At 54.7% G+C, this 18355-nt stretch carries 10 protein-coding genes and 1 tRNA gene; 7 read left to right on the top strand and 4 right to left on the bottom strand.

Translation table 11 applies throughout. The features are described 5' to 3' along the window. Nucleotides 1–196: 196 nt before the first annotated feature. Nucleotides 197–3499, top strand: a complete 3303-nt coding sequence (locus H6G13_RS23520) for a PAS domain S-box protein (RefSeq protein ID WP_190487484.1) — start codon at nt 197–199, stop codon at nt 3497–3499. Nucleotides 3500–3760: 261 nt separating this feature from the next. On the opposite strand, the gene H6G13_RS23515 is transcribed toward H6G13_RS23520, so the two are convergent. Next, nucleotides 3761–4030 (bottom strand): GlsB/YeaQ/YmgE family stress response membrane protein, encoded by a 270-nt coding sequence (locus H6G13_RS23515; protein ID WP_190487482.1) that lies wholly within the window; start codon nt 4028–4030, stop codon nt 3761–3763. A 1227-nt stretch (nt 4031–5257) separates the two neighbouring features. Here H6G13_RS23515 and H6G13_RS23510 point away from each other — a divergent pair. Continuing rightward, nucleotides 5258–5653: a hypothetical protein gene (locus tag H6G13_RS23510; RefSeq protein ID WP_190487480.1), complete on the top strand. Its 396-nt coding sequence runs from the start codon at nt 5258–5260 to the stop codon at nt 5651–5653. A gap of 93 nt (nt 5654–5746) precedes the next feature. Here the strand turns inward: H6G13_RS23510 and H6G13_RS23505 are convergent. After that, a tRNA-Val gene (locus H6G13_RS23505) sits at nt 5747–5818 on the bottom strand. Between the two features lie 88 nt (nt 5819–5906). Then, nucleotides 5907–6380 carry a hypothetical protein gene (locus H6G13_RS23500; RefSeq protein WP_190487478.1) on the bottom strand — a complete coding sequence of 158 codons (474 nt, stop codon included), beginning with the start codon at nt 6378–6380 and terminating at the stop codon, nt 5907–5909. Between the two features lie 228 nt (nt 6381–6608). On the opposite strand from H6G13_RS23500, the gene hetZ reads away from it, so the two are divergent. The 3 genes from hetZ to H6G13_RS23485 all read left to right on the top strand — a co-directional run bounded on the left by hetZ (nt 6609) and on the right by H6G13_RS23485 (nt 11150). After that, on the top strand, nt 6609–7721 hold the full coding sequence (gene hetZ / locus H6G13_RS23495) for a heterocyst differentiation protein HetZ (RefSeq protein WP_190487476.1): 1113 nt from the start codon (nt 6609–6611) through the stop codon (nt 7719–7721). Between the two features lie 108 nt (nt 7722–7829). Then, entirely contained in the window at nt 7830–8786 is a 957-nt protein-coding gene (locus H6G13_RS23490; protein WP_190487467.1) for a PatU, read from the top strand. A 66-nt stretch (nt 8787–8852) separates the two neighbouring features. Next, complete coding sequence (locus H6G13_RS23485) at nt 8853–11150, top strand: DUF3488 and DUF4129 domain-containing transglutaminase family protein (RefSeq protein ID WP_347277522.1); 2298 nt, start codon at nt 8853–8855, stop codon at nt 11148–11150. 123 nt (nt 11151–11273) lie between these two features. On the opposite strand, the gene H6G13_RS23480 is transcribed toward H6G13_RS23485, so the two are convergent. Further along, nucleotides 11274–15392, bottom strand: coding sequence for a choice-of-anchor I family protein (locus H6G13_RS23480; RefSeq protein WP_190487463.1), 4119 nt, complete (start codon nt 15390–15392; stop codon nt 11274–11276). A gap of 603 nt (nt 15393–15995) precedes the next feature. Between H6G13_RS23480 and H6G13_RS23475 the strand changes: the two genes are divergently transcribed. Then, nucleotides 15996–17453 (top strand): hypothetical protein, encoded by a 1458-nt coding sequence (locus tag H6G13_RS23475; RefSeq protein ID WP_190487461.1) that lies wholly within the window; start codon nt 15996–15998, stop codon nt 17451–17453. Between the two features lie 60 nt (nt 17454–17513). Then, nucleotides 17514–18326 carry a pentapeptide repeat-containing protein gene (locus tag H6G13_RS23470; protein WP_206756542.1) on the top strand — a complete coding sequence of 271 codons (813 nt, stop codon included), beginning with the start codon at nt 17514–17516 and terminating at the stop codon, nt 18324–18326. Nucleotides 18327–18355: the final 29 nt, after the last annotated feature.

The raw sequence follows: 18355 nt of genomic DNA, 5'->3' as shown, positions 1-18355 counted from the left end.
GGGGCGGTAATGAAGACTTAGTCAGCCGTTTCAAAGTTACTCCCCCTTGAGGCAGATTCTTGTTTCTGCTGGTAGGTAGATCATCAATGGTAGCAAGCATCATAATGACCAAAATAGGTGAGCTTTTTTCCTGCTGAAGCGTTTACAGCAGCTTTGGTATTGAAGCCTCTAGGAGATACCTGATAGGAGGATCGCGTTGAGAGTTGGGAAAAAAGTCACCCGGAAGACCCGACTGCTTTCCTATGCCGTAGCTGTGTTCTCCGTTGCCCTAGCTGTGGGGATCAGTCTGTCGTTGGGGCCTCTGATAAGACCAACCCCGACTTCACTGTTTTTTGTGGCGGTCATGGTGAGTGCTTGGTGGGGTGGCTTGGGGCCGGGCCTGGTGGCGACGGTTTTGTCTACGCTGGCAATTCACTACGGCTTTATTGCTCCCTACCACTCCCTCAACACGCCGGAAGTAGGCAGCATCATTCGCTTGGGGGTTTTTGTGATGGCGGCCCTGCTGATTAGCGGGCTAAATGAGTCGTGCCGAAATGCTATGCGTCGGGAGCAGCGCCTGCGGGCTGACAGCGAAGCTGCCCAAGGCGAGGCCCATGCTGCCAAGGAACGGTTAGAAACGGTATTGGCCAGCATTAATGATGGGTTCTACAGGCTCGATCGCAGCTGGCGCTTCACCTATGTCAACGATCGTTTTTGCCAAATCACTGGCATGGAGCGTGAAGACGTTCTCAATGAAAGCCTGTGGGACTTGTTTCCCGATATTGTGGATACTGACTTCTACAGGCAATTTCAGCGGGCACTTAGCGAGCAAACGTCGATTCAGTTTGAGTATCTTTACACTGCCTGGAATCGCTGGTACGAGCATCGGGTTTATCCTGCACCCGATGGTCTGACGGTTTTTGCCGCTGACATTACCGAGCGCAAGCGCGTTGAAGACGAAAGGAAACGGACTGAGAACGCTGTGCGCCAGAGCGAGGAGCAGGCGCGGCTGGCTATCAAAGTGGGGCGGCTGGGGACTTGGCGCTACAGCCTCACTACCCACTGGGTGGTACTAGACGAGCGGATGCGGGAGATCTGGGGTGAACCTGCGGCGGTAGAAGCTTTGCCGCTGCCCCAGGTGATTGCACGGATTCACCCGGACGATCGCGAACGGGTTGCGATCGCAATTAACGCCGCCCTAGCCCCGGGCACAGCTGGCATCTATGAGGCCGACTACCGCATCATTTGGAATGACGGGAGTGAGCGGTGGGTCTCTGCTAACGGGCAGGCGCAGTTTGCTGATAAAGGGGCATCGCAGCAACCAGTTGGTTTCTTTGGAACTGCCCTCGACATTACCGATCGCAAGCAGGCAGAAATGGCGTTGGCGGCTCAAGAGCAGCGCTATCGATACATTTTTGAGGCCGTCAACGTTCCCATTTGGGAAGAAGACTTCACTGAGGTAAAAGCTGCCATTGACCAGCTCAAAGCAGCAGGGATTCAAGATTTTCGCCAGTACTTCAATGAGCATCCGGACTTTGTGCAGCAGGCAGTTGGCATGGTGCACCTAAGAGACGTTAATCAGGCAGCTCTACAGCTGTTTGGGGCTCAAAGCAAAGCAGAGCTGTTAACCTCTCTTCACCAGATTTTTACGCCCGAAACCCAGGACGCCTTTATCGCTGAACTGCTCTCTATCGCAGCAGAAGAAACTTACTTCGCTGCCGAAACCGTCCTACAAACCCTACAGGGCGATCGCCTCTATGTCTGGTTTGCCATCACCTTTCCACCTGCAGCCGCCTATGACCGAGTGCTGGTTTCGCTGGTAAATATGAGCGATCGCAAGCGGGCCGAAGAAAACCTTCGTCTGAGCGAAAATCGCTACCGCACCCTAGCCAACGCAGTGGCCCAGCTGATGTGGGTGAATAATGCCCAGGGTAAGGTTCAGTTTTATAACCAGCAGTGGCAGGCCTACACGGGAGTTGATGATTTAGAGCTAAACGTGGGGCTGTGGGCAGATATCCTTCACCCCGATGATCTTCAGCCCACCTCAGAAAAAAGAGCAAAAGCCATCCAAGCAGGTGAAGCCTACGAGGTAGAATGCCGCCTCAAGCGGGTTGATCAAACCTACCGCTGGCATCTGGCCCGGGTGGTGCCGCTGAAAGACGATCAGGGCCAAATCCTTTATTGGTACGGCACCGCCACCGATATTGACGATCGCAAACAGATCGAAGCAGAACGAGAACAGCTCTTAGCCAGAGAACAGGCCGCTCGAGAAGCCGCCGAAACCGCAAACCGCATCAAAGATGAGTTTTTGGCAGTTGTCTCCCACGAGTTGCGATCGCCCCTCAACCCGATTCTGGGCTGGTCTAGGCTGCTACAAGCCAACCGACTAGACCCAATTAGGACACAGCAGGCACTCACCACCATTGAGCGCAACGCTCAGCTACAGGCCGAACTGATTGAAGATTTGCTCGATGTGTCTCGCATCCTGCAGGGCAAACTCAGCCTCACCGTTAGCCCAGTGAACCTGACGTCTATTGTCAAAGCCGCAATTGAAACCGTGCGACTTGCTGCAGAAGCCAAATCTATTGAGGTGAGGAGTGAGGAGATAGGAGATAGGAGCCCAGCGCGAGTAAATGCCTCTCTCCTTCCGCCCATCTCTTCGCCTCCTATGGTATTAGGCGACCCCACTCGTCTACAGCAGGTGGTGTGGAACCTGCTCTCCAATGCCGTGAAATTTACGCCAGCTGGGGGGCAGGTTGAGGTGAGGCTGTCCCTAGTTACGGGTGAGCAGGCATTGGCCCCAGGTTCTGAACCCCACGTCCTAGAATCAGGGGCGCATGACAGATTTGCCCAAATCACTGTTAGCGATACTGGAAAGGGCATTGCGCCTGACTTTCTGCCCCACGTGTTTGACTACTTTCGCCAGGCCGACAGCGCTACCACCCGTAGTTTTGGCGGGCTGGGCTTAGGGCTTGCGATCGTGCGGCACCTGGTCGAACTGCACGGGGGTACTATTCGAGCCGATAGTCCCGGTGAGGGCCTGGGGGCCACCTTTACGGTGAGGATGCCGCTCATGCCGACTCAACCAGCGGTCAGCCAGGATTTTCAGCTGTCAGAACCTACCCTTGATTTGAGCGGTATCCGAGTTTTAGTGGTAGACGACGATACCGATACCCGAGACTTTACGGCTTTTCTATTGGAACAGGCCGGAGCCAAGGTGATCACATCAACCTCTGCAGCAGAAGCAGTCGCCGCGCTAACCCAATATCACCCCGATGTCCTGGTTAGCGATATTGGCATGCCCGGCACCGATGGCTACATGCTGATCCGGCAGATCAGAGCTTTGTCGTCAGAGCAGGGGGGGCAAATACCTGCGATCGCACTTACCGCCTATGCTGGAGAGTCCGATCAACAGCAGGCACTCCAGGCAGGCTTTCAACGGCACGTCTCCAAACCAGTAGAGCCCGAAGTCCTGTTACGAACGATTGACGCGCTAACCCGGCACCGCCAGCCCAAATAAGGCTGATACCAATTCTCTAAATAGCCGCTACTCATCCACCCATCCATCTACTTCCCCACCCCCCTATCTGAGCACTTTTTCCTGGAATTGGTATTAGCCCTGCTATTGCTAGCCGTGAAAAACCCACTGCCCTTGAAGCAAGGCAGTGGGTTAAGAGTAAGAGATGGAGAGTCTTCACATTTGACGCTTGAAAGCTGCCTAGAAAGCAGGTAATTACACGAGTGCCGTCTGTACGCTATGGCGAACTACAGCCCTGGGTTTTTAGTAAGCTCTGCGGGCAAAAGCATAGTAGAGCCAGAGCGCGATAACAGCGCCAACAACTGAGAGAACAACTCCCCCAAGGCTCAGTCCAGCAGCGGTCAAAGCTAGAGTTCCTGTGGTGAGCAGGCTATACAGGCTACCCCCAATAAAGGCCCCTACGATGCCGAGCAGCAGCGTTCCCAGAATGCCGCCACTTTGGTAGCCAGGGTAGATAGCCTTTGCGATCGCACCCGCAATCAAACCTAATACAATCCAAGCCAGAATATTCATGGGTTCCCTCTAAGTAAAATGCTTTAGAATCAGCCGGAAAATTTTATCGATTACCTTAAGCAGGCTAGAAGCCCCTGTTGTTTTATGTCGCTATTTATTTGTTGTTTGAGAAGCAGGCGAAACTGCTTTCCTATGTTTTCTAGCGTATAGGTAATAGACAGAACTTTTGACTATCTAGAGGGAGAAAGCGAGCTGAGCTCAAGTATGAAGATGCGCCATGCCTGTAGGCTGAGATGGCTTGATTGCAGCCCTAACTAAAGGAGGAGCGCAGCCTGCCTCACTTAACTACTCGCTTCTTCGCCATCTTTCGGCGGAAAAAAGAGAGGCACCCAACACCGCATTAGCACCACCAATTAGCAAATCTTGTTGTGAAAATATTAGATACAGTCCCCCCAGCACCATGAACAAAGCAATGATATTCACAATTGATTGTGCGATCTTGTCCTTTCGTTGTGGCCTCATTGTCCGACCTATATCCTAGTGAGAACTCTTTGCCGAGGATAGCTTTTTACAAGATACAGCTTCCCTCATTCCACCTCCGGTACTCCACAAAACAATCATTGCCCCTCAGTACTCACATACATAATTCTCAAAGGATTTCTGTCACTGCGATCGCAGCGCGGCTTCTCCCTACTCTCCTCATAACAGATCCTCATACAGAGGTTGCTATAGACCCTGCCCTGTGGAAAGCGAACTGCGGGCATGACTTTGCCACTGCTTTGCCCGCAATGACAGCAACGTATTACAAGTCTTGGCGCTGACATACAGAGATTGCTTCGCTTCGCACTTTGCGAGAAACAAACCACGCAATGAACTGGCGTGTTACAGGCTTTGGCTTTATCGGGCTAGCAGGGTGAGTTAATACCGTATCGCAACACATCAGCTTGCTATGCGATCAAACCCATCCACTTATTCACTTATATACCCATCCACCCATCTACCAGTCGGACTAAACCAACCGACTTTACCCAACCCCTTAAACATCCCGAACCTCAGCCTTCAGGCTACGCATTATGCCCAAAAAGTCTGAGTGAAAAGACCGAGAAAGCATTTACAACATAAGTAATAGAAGTAACAAGCGCCAGTCAGTGTTGATAGAGCTAAGGCAACCGACGAACGCAACTGTTTTATAGCCGCAGTAAAACCATCATGGCGGCAACCGGGCTTCAGGGTGCAGATAAACACAGGAATACGGTCGCTTAGAGAGTTAGCAAGCTGAAACTAGTTATGCACCACTACACCAACGAGAAGCGTTATGGGCTGACCGTCAGCCATGCCTTCAAAACACTCTCGCTCTGTCTACCTAATAATGGGCATCCGGTGATCGTCCTCAACAATAATGGGGCTCATACAGTCAGCGCCCACCCAATCGATCGTCGGCAATTTTCTGCCTTCTGTGCTCTAGTGGAAGTCGCAGACGCTCTGTTGCCCGTACTGGATCTCGTCTTTAGTAGTAGCGGAAAAGACGTTTTAGAGAGTTGTGGCTGGCAGCTAGTAAATCAGACTGTAGAGCCTGTAGAGTTGGTTCACGAACTGGTGCCCAAATCCAATGGCGCGGGCCAGCGGCTACAAAAGACAGCCGACTTGAGCCTGGTTGAAACAGAGCTAGCGGTAGCTAGCTAGCCGCAACGTGCCTTGGCTGGTTGTGCGATCGCAAACCTCGTACCAGGCCTCACAAACGGCTCGTGGTAGCTAGGGACAATATTTTTAATAAAATGGGCGATACTGGATTCGAACCAGTGACCCCTTCCGTGTGAAGGAAGTGCGCTACCACTGTGCTAATCGCCCTTGCGGTTTTTCATCCTACCACAGCTTAAAGAGACTGGGTGGGTAGAGCCGCTGAAGTTGCGCTCAAAAAACCGACTTTTTCCTAGGATCAGGCCAGATCCGGTGGAATAGGAGCAGCGCCCTGAGTCTGCTGAAGCTGGGTCTGCACCAGATTTTGCACATCCTGGCGGCGCACTTCAACGCCCTGGTTCAAGTTTCCGGGAGTTTCAAAAAAGATAATGCTATCGATCGGCTTGAGCGCCAGCATTTGAAAAATAATGTGGATGACGGGCACCGGCAGCGCCATCACCTGAGGGTCTTTAATTGAGTGAGGGCCAGCGGCCACATCCTTCAGCGATGGGAAAGCATAGACAATGTTTTTGCGGGCCTCCGGCTCAGTGCGGCTGCTTAGCGTCGTCATGACCCAACCCTGCTCTAGATTCTGCAGAATATAGTACTGGTCGTACTTTAGCTGGCTGGCGATTGCTTTTAGCGTGGGTGCGATCGCAACTACCGCATCCCCTGTGACCCCATCGCTGGGCGCTGTCTCGATCAGCGATTGAACTTGCGCATCTAGATCCATAAAATTTCTTCAATCCTTTGTGTCACTTCATTGCAAGGTATGTCTAAACCTTAATCTAGTGAGCAACTGGTCAGGCCCCCTAGCCATTTTGGCAGGTAAAAGGGTTAACTATAGTAAGGAGCGTCTACCACAATTCACCTACCCAGGGAGGGATTACAAAACCTCCTGAATTACTTTGTGCTAGGTTTGGCTAAACAATATCCATCGGGGTTAACCTATCGCTCGAGCGTGGACGCACTGTACAACACCCTATTCAGTGAGCTAAGAGACGCCACCAACGCCTCCGCATCTGCCTGCGAAGCCGTCGCTAAGCGCCTTGACTACGAAGTCCAACGCATTTGTACCGAGAGCGAGCGGATTCAAGATTCAGGCGAGACCGATACCTGGGCCATGACCCTGGGCAAACATCGGCTCAAACAGTGCCTGAAATACTATAGCTTGGGCTCCCACCAAGGCCGAATAGAGCTACACAGCACGCTCAGTGCGATCATTTACCGTTACATCACGCCGCCGCAGGTTCAGACCAGCTACCAGGCTCGTCTCAACCTGATCGAAGACTTTCTCCAGGGCTTTTATGTCGAAGCCCTCAACGCCTTTCGGCGGGAAAGCCAGATGCCAGCCACCTACCAGCCGCGAACGCTGCTGGAGCTGGCGGAATACATGGCTTTTACCGAGCGCTATGCCAAGCGGCGAATTCCGCTGCCGGGGCGGCGCAGCCAGCAGCTGATCATTTTGCGGGCCCAGACCTTCTCCAAGCAGCAGCCACCCGAAGTAGCGATTGACATCGAGCAGGCCACCGACCACGGCGGCTCTGGCGACAGTGACGAGCCTCGGCCGATCACCTCTCAGCAGCGGCTGCGGGAGGAAATGATCGCTCAGAGCGACGAACTGCCCGAAGATTCGCTGCGCGATCGCATCGTTGAGGAGCTGCTAGCCTACCTCAAAGAGCGCGATCAGGAAGACTGCGCCGACTACTTCGCGCTGCGGCTACTAGATCTGCCCACCCCTGAGATCGAATCCATGCTGGGCCTTTCGCCCCGCCAGCGAGACTACCTGCAGCAGCGCTTTAAGTACCATCTAATCCGCTTTTCCCTGTCCCACCACTGGGAGCTGGTACACGAGTGGCTAGAGGCCGACCTAGAGCGCAATCTGGGGCTGACCCCCCAGCAGTGGCAGGCTCTGCAAGACACCCTCACCCAAAAACAGGCTAAACTGCTGATGCTTAAGCAGCAGGGCGAACCCGATTCTGAGATTGCCAAAGTCCTAGGACTAACTCCAACGCAGTTTCAGAAAAATTGGTCAGCCTTATTAGAGCAGGCGTGGGAAATTCGTAATCTATAATTTCCGGATGTATGTGAAATAGCGATGAAGAGAGACACAGAAATCATCAGGGATATCTTGCTTTGGCTCCTTAGCGATCCTAAGCCGACTAGCTCGACCTTGTCAGGTATGCCCCTGAATGTGTCCCTCTCTGAGGCAGCCCCCTCTGGGGCAGCGCCCTCTGGGGAAGCCCTTTTTAGGGAAGGTCGTGTCGACGGGGTAGATGATTCCTGGGATCCCTTTGAATCAGAAGCCTTTGCCGTAGCTGACTTAAACCCTGGGCTAATACGCCCAGACGCTTTACCCCATCCTGTTTCTTTGGGAGAAATACCCGCTGTGCAAGACCGTTTTCAAGCTCTTATTAAACGCCGACTGCGCCTAGAAATTGAGCGCCGTCCGCCCCGCTTCCCCTGGGAGCAGGGCATTCAAGACTATCCAGAGTGGTTGATGGGAGAGGCCCCTGCAGCTCCTGTCTGGATAGAGCAGCTGCGCCAACTCAAGCTGCCCACCCTGCTGCCCGACGAGGTGCTAGTCACCCTGCTGCAGCACTGCCAGGATTTAGCCCGGCAGCCGCTAAAGTCGGGCGTGCGGCTGGTTAAAGCCGTAGAGGCTTTGTTTCCGGGGCAGCCCCAGACCTTAGAAAATATGGCCCGCATGGTGTTGACCCCGGCCTACCGATCTGGTCGCACCCCCGAACCGCTCACCCTCGACTACGAAAGCGCCAACACCCAGCAGCAGGTTGCCTTGGCTATGCTGGCTGCCCAGGAGATTTTTCAATCTCTGACGCTAACCCTGTCGGCCCTTGAACCGAGCGTACAGCGGCAGTGGGTTACCCCAGTGGGCCTGCTGACGCTGACGGCTACTTACCAGGTTGAAGGAAGCCGCATTCAGGTTCAGGCTGTGCTGCCGCAGGCGGGCTACCTGCATCTAGAAGGCGTGCGGGCTGAGAAAGACCAGCCCGGTGAACTGGTAGCTATGCTAGAAGCGCCCCAGGCTGAGCAAACCTACTCGGTGACTGTGGGGCTGTTAGAGTCTCAGTCGCCGCTGCAGTTTACGCTGATCTGGCTAGGTGGCTCAGAGCCCTAGTCCCAGAATTCGTAGGCCCAAAATCTGTGGGCTAGGATAGGAGCACCTTTCTTATCCTGAGTGCGTGTGACTGCAAATCTGAGTCGTTCAGACGCCTCCTCATTCCGGAGCGCGTTTAGAACCGAGTCTTCTGAAATTGAGGACTCTATTCTCCTAAGGGTGCTGGTGCAGCTGCTGGTCACTCTGGGAATTGCCTCTGTCTCCATTGCTGCTTCTGGCGTTACTCAAACGTCGCTGTGGATTTTGCTGGCGATTCCTCTGAGTGCCCTGGGTGCCTACTTTAGCTGGCACAGACGGCGACAGCGCAACATTGCTATTAAGTTTTTCATTGCCATCGGTATGCTGATGGCGCTAGCGGGGCTGATTTCGCGCCTGCTCAACGAACCGGGAGACACCCGGATTTTGCTGGCTGTACTGCTGATTCAGCTGCAGGTGCTGCACAGCTTTGACTTGCCGCGCCGCAAAGATCTGGGCTATTCCACGATCATCGGCCTGATTTTGCTGGGAGTAGCCGCTACAATCAGCCAAACTCTCGCCTTTGGGCCGCTGCTGCTGCTTTTCTTGGGGGTAGCGCTGCCGGTGCTGGTGCTAGACTACCGCTCCCGGCTAGGGCTGCTGTCGCAGTCGTGGGATCAGGTTGGGCTGCAGTTAGCTCCCCGCCGATTAGGGGCTGTACTGCTGATGACGCTGGCTCTGGGGCTGGTGATTTTTTTGTGTCTGCCCCGGCTGCCGGGCTATCAGATTCGCAACTTCCCGGTTAGCTCCACGGTTGACTACCAGGGCAACTTCAACGGTCAGAACATCATCAACCCTGGCTATGTGACTCAGGGCGCAGAGGGCGGCAGTCAGACGGGAGAAGGCTCTACTGGAGCGATTCAGCAGACTGGCAAACTGACTGGGCCGGGGGTAGTCGATACGACTTCCTATTACGGCTTTAACCAGCAGATGAACCAAAACCTGCGCGGCACCATGACGCCTCAGGTGGTGATGCGGGTGCGATCGCAAGCCCCTGGTTTTTGGCGAGTGCTGGCCTTTGACCGCTACACGGGCCAGGGCTGGGATATGTCTCGCAACGAGACGGTGATCACCCTAAAGCGCTCCAGCTTTTCCTATCAGATGTTTTTGCCGTGGCAGGGGCAGAAGGGTGGCGGTCGGGAGGTGATCCAGACCTATACGCTGGTGGAAGACTTTCCTAACCTGATTCCAACGCTGCACCAGGCCCGCGAACTGTATTTTCCGACTCAGGAAGTAGCGATTGACCCCGAAGGCGGCCTGCGAGCGCCGGTTAGCCTGGAAAAGGGCATGACCTACACCGTGGTATCGCAAGTGCCCTATCGCGATCGCACCCAGCTACGCGAGGCCGGAACCGACTACCCCGACCCCATCCGCAGGTACTATCTGGACGTTCCCGAGGGCATTCGCGAGCGGGTGCGACAGCAGACCGAAGAACTACTGGCCACAGCCCCTAATCCGCTGGAAGATCCCTATGAGATCTCTTTATACCTGGCCCAGACCTTAAAGCAGCGCTACACGATTGAGCCAGAACTGCCCTTTTTTAATCAGAACGAGGATCTGGTTGAATCTTTTTTGTTTGACTACCAGGGCGGCTACCCTGACCACTTTTCCACTGTGATGACTATCATGCTGCGCTCGATCGGCATTCCCACCCGCTTAGTGGTCGGCTTTGGTCAGGGCGAGTTTAACCCCTTCACCGGCTTTTACATCGTTCGCAACACCGACGCCTACGCCCTACCGGAAGTCTATTTTCCAGAGTATGGCTGGTTTGGCTTTGACCCCATCCCCGGTCATGAGGTGCTGCCTCCCTCCCTGCGCCAGTCTGAAACCTTTAGCCTGGTGCGCCAGTTTTGGAACTGGATTGCGGGCTGGCTGCCCTCCCCCGTTACTGCTGTTCTAGACGGCCTAATTCAGCTGTTTACCAGACTGCTGACTCAGCTCTTTGTGGTCATCGCCCGCCTGTTTGGCCAAGACTGGGCCGCTATTATCTTGGGCTTTGCTGGTGCTACGGCACTGGCCTTTTTGGGCTGGCTCGGCTGGCAGGGCTGGCAAAGCGGCTGGCGACGCTGGCGACTCAGCCGCCTCCCCGCCATGGAACGCCTCTACCAACAAATGCTAGACCGTCTAGCCCACCAAGGCTTTACCAAACGTGCCAGCGAAACTCCCCTAGAGTTTGGCCAGCGCCTCTATCAGCAGGCTCAGGCCCAACCCGCCCAAATCGTCAACGAAATCTCCCACGCCTACGTCCGCTGGCGCTATGGCAATGAAGACCCGAACCTGAGCCATCTGCAGCGGCAGTTGCGATCGCTCAAGTTTGGGTCTAAGAAGCGGCGAGTGATTCAGGGGTAGGGGAGACGCAGGGAGGGGGAAAGAGGGTGGGGAAGGTGAGGGGGGTGAGGGGGGTGAGGAAGGTGGGGAAGTGAGCCATCCCCCTACCTCCCCCATCTCCCCTACCTCCCCCATCTCCCCTACCTATGCGATCGCACGTCCCTCCGGTCGCCCAAAGTACACATAATGAGCGAAGCCCGAGGGCAACCCGCCTGCTTCAACAGCGGCGGCGACGTCGGGGTTGCCTGCTAGGTAAGCGCTTTCGGTGAACAGGCTGCTGGGGTTGCGGCCTTCGCTGGTGCCGAAGGAGACAAAGTGCTCTAGGCCATCGGAGAAGCTACCTCCCTGTACGGCGGTAGCGACGTCGGGGTTTTGGCTTAGGTAGAAGGCTTCGTCATACAGGGCAATGCCGGGGACTCGGCCTTCGCGGATGCCAAACTCGACGTAGTGCTCGAAGCCGCTAGCGAGGGCACCAGCCTGTACGGCGGCAGCCACATCGGGGTTACTAGCTAGGTAATTGGCCTGGTTAAAGAGGGGGCTGCCGCTGCGGCCTTCGATATGGCCGAATAGCGCAAAGTGCTGGAAGCTGCTAAAGGCACCCGCTGCTACGGCAGCAGCCACATCGGGGTTTTCGCTCTCGTAGGTGGCACTGTCAAAGAAGCGGCTCGGGTCGCGGCCCTCAAACTGGCCGAATTCGACAAAGTGCTCAAAGCCGCTTTCGAGGCTGCCCGTTAGAACGGCGACGGCTACATCTTGGTTTTGGCCCAGGTAGTAGGTTTCGTCGAACAGAGCGCCTAGACTGAGTGCTCCAGTTTCTACTGGGGTATAGTTCAGCTCTTCGCCAATCGTAGCCAAGCCCCGAACAAACTGCTCGAAGCCGACAAAGAACGGCTGGTTGGCGTCTAGCACAGGCACTGGAAGAGGGCCAGGATCGGTGAGGGTGGTCTGGTAAATAGAGACCGTCTTGCTGACCTCATGGGAGAGCACCAGCAGGTTTTGTCCGTTGGGGCTTTCAGCGGCGGGAATGTACAGTACACCTTCGGTACTGATGTCTTCGGGGCTGCGTAGATACTGGACGAAAACGGGGGCCAGTGGGTTGCTGATGTCGTAGGCCAGCACGCCGCCGCCTGCTCGCTCTAGCCCAACAAAGGCAAAGGGCGTGTCGCCAATAAAGCCGGTGGTCACGGCTTCGGGTTCGGGGCCTTTGTCGTCGGAGCGGGTATCTACCAGAGCTGGGTCGCCGTTATTGGCATTGAACAGATCGGGGGTGAGCGAGGCTACGATCCGCTCGATCTCGTCGCCACTGTCGTAAACCAGTTCGCCTGCGCTGTTCCAGACCGAGAAGGAGCGCGCGCCGTAGGCAAAGAGCTGGCTGTAGGTATCAGTTGGGCCGCGGCCGTCAATCCTGGAGACATTGAGGCGGCCCAGGTTTTCCTCTCGCTGTAGAACTTCGGCGTTGGGGAAGGCGGTGGGATTTAGCGTCAAGGAGCTTACGCGAGCATCCTCGTCGCGGGCATCGCCCTCGTTGGCTGTCAGGTAGTAGGTCTGGCCGCCCACTTCGATCGATGCGATCGCATCTGGCATATACAGACCAAACACAGGCAAATTGCGTAGGTTGATGCCGCCATCGCGATCGCTGGCATCGAGGCCATTACCTGGCTGGCTGTGGTCTTTCACACCTAGGGGCACTAACTCAACCACTGAGGCCGAGGCAATATCGACAACAGCTAGGGCGTTATTCTCCTGCAGGGTGACAAACGCCTGGGTGCCGTCGGGAGAAATCGCGATGTACTCCGGCTCGAAATCGGCAGCGGCAGCTACACCGGGGAAGATACGGATACCTTGCGATCGCAGCGCGTTCTCTTGGCCGTTGAACTGGGTAAAGCCTACTTCAGTTACCGTAGCGGCTTCCACCCCATTGGAAATATCGATAATGCTGATCGATCCATTGGGGTTCACACCTTCAAGAGGCTCCCCTTCGTTGGCAACCAACACCTTGGTGCCGTCGGGGGTAAAGGTGAGCATGTCGGGCAGCGATCCGACGGTGACAGACTTCAGCAGGACGCCCTGGGCATTGAAAAATGCCACGACCCCGGCATCGGTAATCGGGCTGGCGTCGATGGCAGCGGCGATAATGCCGTTTCTGGCAGCCACACTGTTGACCGTAGCCCCCAGCTCAGAGATATTGATTAGCCCAAGGCTCACTGGGTTGCTGGGGTCAGCGATATTGACAATTTCAATGCCGGAGCCCGTTGTGACAAAGAGCCGCTGCGATTGAGCGTCATAAGTTGAGATTTCCGCACCAGCAGTTTGAATACGGCCAGTAAAAGAAAACAAGCTAGCCTCACTGAGCGCATCAAACCGCTCAGACAGGTTTTGGATGCGGGTATCTAGCAGCGGGACTGTATCGGCCTGGCTGAAAGGAGTCTCAGCAGAGAAATTGGCCAGCAGGTACTCGGCCAGAGCATCTTGCTCGGTGCCATCGTTGGCAAAAGTGGCCTCTCCTGTACGCCCGGATAGCTGAGGGATTTGCAGGTTGACTCGCTCTCGGTCGGGGAAGGGGTAGCCATCACCACCCGTTGCCAAAAAACCGAGCGTCACCACTCGGAAGGTGCGATCAGGGTTGCCCACAACTTCCCCGTTACGGACCACAGTATCTTGCACCGCTCCCTGTTCATCAATCACGACCAAGCTCTGAACCCGGTCGTTGGCTGGAGCGGTAGGGTCAAAACTAAAGTTGATGCCGCTCACTTGGGGAAACGCACCGGGCGTTGCCCCAGGCCTGACACCCGAAACGCCATGCTCCACCAGGGCTAACAGTTCCTGAGCCGTCACCGTTACCAGCGCAAGATCATTGTTGAAGCGCAAGCTGTCGGAGAGATCGAGTTGGGAAATGTCGCCTTCTTCCTTGCCTGCCAGGGGATTGGCTGCTGGGGGTAACTTTTCCACCTCGCTCACCTCGGTGGAGCCAGGTGGCGCGCTGATAATGCCAATGTCGTTGCGGATGCCGCCCCCATTCCTGATGGAGATAACAGTGCTAGCATCGACAGTCTTGGCATAGGCCAGGTTAGCATCGGCCGTCAGGTTGCCCAGGTTGGTTTCCTGGGTGCGTACATCCTGGCGGGTACCGTTGAGGAAAACAGTAGTTTTGCCAAAGATAGTTCCATCCAACTCGGCAATGACCGTCCCAATGGCATCCGCAATTTCTTGAATGCGAGGGTTAACCAGCTCCGCTGCACCTAAATCAGCTACGCCCTGCTCATCAGTAGCGTAGGCACCACTGATGTTGGGGTTATAGCTATCGGGAATGATGTTGCCATTGGCATCAAATTGAATCACCAAGCGACCGACGTACTTGTAATTGCCGTCGGTGTTGACAATGGCTATGGGGTTGCCACCAGCATCGGTTGTGAAAATGGGATAGTCCCCTTGCTTAGTGTCCCCAGTCCGCAGACGGTCGTTTTCGTCCGTTAGCCGAGTGTTGGAACCACCCGCCACAATAATGTCCACGTTGCGAAGCCGAGTCGCCAGCGCTTGTTCAATGGCGATCTGCTGCATATGCGCCAGCAAAACCACTTTATCTAGGTCTGGGTTAGCGACCAGCAGCGCATCGACATCTGCCTGGATGACTGCAGCTAAGGCATCAAGCTCAGCAGGCGAGGGGTTGCCGCTAAAGGGGGAGGGGGTAACCTCAACGGTACCTGGGTTAGAGATTGCCCGCAGGGTAGGCGTGGTGGCCCCGACAACGCCTACCTTCTCGCCATTGACTGTAATGATTGTGCTAGCGGCGATGCGGCCAGGAATGGTGCTAGCTTCCTGGCCGTCTGCAGTTACCAGAGAAGCCAGGTCGCCGTTAGGAGCAAAGTTTAGGTTGCCGCTCAGGTAGGGAAACAGCGCCCCAGGATACGGGGAGCCTGAAGCACTGGTACTAGGCCGCAGCAGTTCGCCGATCTGGCCGGTGCCCAGGTCAAATTCGTGGTTGCCAAATGCGATCGCTTGGATGCCCAGCTCATTTTGGATTAAGATATCGCCCCGACCCGCGCCGCCAAAGGCCGCCAGGCTGGCGCTGAAGAAGGCTCCTGGAATGTAGGCATCTCCTGAGGACAGAGTCAGCGTATTGGCAAACCCAGGTGCGCCGTCCTCATCTAGATCTTGAAGTCTGAGCGCTTCTAGCACCGCAGAAAATCGAGGCGCATCTTCAATCGCAGGAATTCCAGCTTCCTGGTCAGCAACGTGGAACAACTGCAGGGTAAAGTTTTCCATCAACCTGATTCCTAAATTTAGTCCAACAACCAAAGGGGGGCTAGCCAAACGGACGCAAGGATCTGTGCTCATGAAGTTTGCCAATTGGCCGAACTTTTGAGCGCGGTGCCTATTTGCTGCTACATCAGTGACGGTTCAGCCAGGTTAGCGACACCCGGAGGTTGCTGAGGTGTCGCTACTGGGCGAACAAAAATAACCTTTCTAGAACCACACGGCCTGGGCTGGGCCAGATAAACCTCTATACCAACCGCAGCGGGCAATTGGTGCTGCTCAGATGAACAGGGGTTTTGCTTCTCTCGCTACTGAACAAGAGCGCGAATACTGAAACAATGATGTCAAGCCTCGACCGTTAATACACTGAACAACCAGTGTTAAATCGTGCCTAGTCAACATTAAAAAAAGCCTACAAAAAAGGATAAGAATCGTTTAAATAAGGAAAAAGTTGCTTGTTAGAGAAAGGCCGCACAGTTGTGGGATGAGGCTGCGATCGCAACATCTGCCAGGTAATATGCCCCGTCTGTGTACTGTTTTTAGGCTCCAATGGGGACGTAGACTATGGGGTGGTGACTTGCTTGGTTTTCCCTTCCCTGCCATTGCCTGCCTATGCCGCGTGATATTCGTCTTCTCAACCTTGGATCTGATTCTGCAGAGCGAGATATTGCCGTTGGCCTAGCCGAATACTTCTACCGCAACTCCACCTACCAAAAGTTTTTCAACAGCAGCAAGACCATTTTGGTCGGCAACCGAGGAGCGGGTAAGAGCGCCATCTTTAAGTACATGGCAGCGGCAGAGGCTCGCAAAAGCCACCTCGTGATTGAACTTTCTCCCGAAGAATATTCCTATGAGCTGCTGTCGCAGTTTCTTCGCAGCGAGCAGGAGGGATCTTGGGGCAAGCAAAGTTCCTACTCAGTTGCCTGGCAGTACCTACTGTACAACCTCATCTTTAAGAAAGTGGTTGAGGAAAAACGAGGGCTCCTATTAGGGCCTCTCAAAGATATCTACGCCTATGTGCAGAACAACCTGCAGAACCAGAACCTTAACTCAGTGGGCATTCTTTTTTCCTATCTCAAGCGCTTAGAAAGTATTAAGCTGAGCAGCTTTGAAAGTTTAAGCAAAACGCGTGAGCTGCAGGCTTTATACAGCCTGGAGGAAATCAAAGGCCTGTTGCCGAGCCTCAAAAGAGTCTTAGAAAAGCTGCGAATCAAAGTATTTATTGATGAGCTTGATAAAGGCTGGGATAACTCTGAAGATGCCAAATATTTCCTGGCCGGGCTTTTTCAAGCCGCCCAAAAGCTCAACCTGATTAGCCCAAATCTGAAAATCTACATTTCCATTCGCCAGGAACTGTTTGACAACATTCCTCAGATTTATGAAGATGCTCAAAAAATTCGGGAAGATGTGGAGGTGATTCGTTGGAGAAAGCCGGAACTGTTAGAGCTGATTGGTCTGCGGATTGCTCACTGCTTTGCTGATCTGCAGGAGGCTCCGGGGCTGCGGCGCTGGAACTCGATTTTTGTCTCCCACCTGCCGGATCATAACGAAGAGTCGGCAGACTATATTCTTGATCGCACACAGCTTCGCCCTAGAGAACTGCTGCAGTTTTGCAAGCTGTGTATAGAGTATTACCGCGAGGGTAAACGCATCACAGAAGACACTATCCTCGCTGCAGAAGAAATCTATTCTGAGCAAAAGATCAAGGATTTAGCTTCAGAATATCGGTTCAAATATCCCCACCTTCTAGATCTCTTTGAAGTGTTTCGGGGCCGCAAAGCCCACTTTGCGAAAGACGAGCTGGAGTATTTGCTGCTGTCGGCTGTCTGCGGCGAGTTGGATGTAGACAGAGCTGCAGACTGGGTGCTGGAGATGGACTATCTGGATCTGAAAAAGCTGCTGTGGCACATCGGTTTTCTCAAGGCCAAGATGCCGAAGCAAATGGGGCAATCGACAGCAGCAAAAGCTGCCTACCTGGGCCACTATGAGCTGCCCACAATCAATTTAGAAAATGTTGAGCACTTCTGCATTCACCCTGCCTTTTGCAGCTTTTTGAGCCTGAAACATTAGATCATGCTCCTCTCTGCCCGGTCGTGCGAAAATCCTTCTATCTGGTGAGGGAAACCGCCAATGCGATGGAGCTCTTTGAGGTTTGTTAAACAGCTGGAGTGGGTGGCCCGGTGTGTCCCAACCTGGTTGGCGGTGCTGGTGTCGGTGGTGTGTTTGGCTGCAGTTGCCCTCTGGGTGCAGGAAGATGTCGTAATTCGCTCACCGCTGGATCTGTTTCAGCGAGATGCGCTGAAAATCTTTTTTGAGAATGCCGAATCTTTTGCGATCGTGGCAGCGGTGATCTTGTACTTCAAGGGCGCACCTGATCGCAAGGCCCAAAAGCACTATGAAGCCTGGCGCATTATTGACAATGCGGCGGCTGGCAAAGTCTCGACCAGCTATGCCCGCTTCCAGGCCTTGCAGGATTTACACCAGGATGGGGTGCCGTTGCGATCGCTAGAAGCCCCCGGCGCAAATCTCACCCAAATCCATCTGCCCGAGGCCCAGCTGATGGAGGCCAATCTAGCCAAGGCCGACCTGCGAGCCGCCTGTCTCCACCGCGCCCAGCTAACTCAAGCGATCTTGCGAGGGGCGAACCTAGAAAAGGCCAACCTCAAGGGAGCCGATTTGCAGGGAGCCGATCTGCGCCAAGCCAACCTCACCCACGCGGATCTAACCGGAGCCGATCTGCGCGGAGCTGACCTCAAAGGCGCAACCTTGCGGGGGGCAGAACTGTGGAAGTCTCAGTTTTTTGGAGCTAATCTGGCCGAGGCCGACCTCAAGTGGGCCGAGCTTCAGGGCCATGAGCTGCATGGGGCCAAGCTTAGCCACACGACGCTACCAGATGGCAGTGTTGAGCAGCAGGATGTTGAGTTTTGGAGCACACAGGCATAAGGGGGACGCAGCGGCGCAAAGCAGAGAGC

This window comes from Pseudanabaena sp. FACHB-2040 (assembly GCF_014696715.1).
Taxonomy (GTDB): Bacteria; Cyanobacteriota; Cyanobacteriia; order Phormidesmidales; family Phormidesmidaceae; genus JACVSF01.
Note: the sequence above shows the minus strand (reverse complement) of the source record. Positions and strands in the feature narration are given on the sequence as shown.